Origin of the sequence: Streptomyces sp. SID14436 (assembly GCF_010548465.1) — a bacterium.
GTDB lineage: Bacteria > Actinomycetota > Actinomycetes > Streptomycetales > Streptomycetaceae > Streptomyces.
In genome coordinates this window covers 1-226 of sequence record NZ_JAAGMD010000185.1, presented here as the reverse complement: position 1 = coordinate 226, position 226 = coordinate 1, and the positions used below count along the sequence as shown (strand labels likewise).

Here is a 226-nt window from a genome sequence, read left to right as displayed (position 1 = left end):
GCTGCCTGGTCGTGGTCGGCCAGCCGGCGCAGCAGTTCCTCGGTGCGGGCGGTGGCCTGCTCACGGTCGTGGGCGAACAGCAGCCGGCAGTCCTGGCCGTGGCCGGGGCGGACGTGCGGCAGCCATCCCAGCCAGGCCCACTCGGCGGTGCGCTCCGCCAGCGGGCGCGAGCGGTCCGCCGCGATCAGCACGATCTCCAGGACGTCCGGCGAGTGGAGCGCGGCGA

General features: G+C 76.1%; 1 protein-coding gene. It reads right to left on the bottom strand.

Annotated features, from left to right (window positions below):
• Positions 1–226 (bottom strand): hypothetical protein (locus G3I53_RS06680; RefSeq protein WP_164438116.1); only part of this gene is annotated, 226 nt, incomplete at both ends.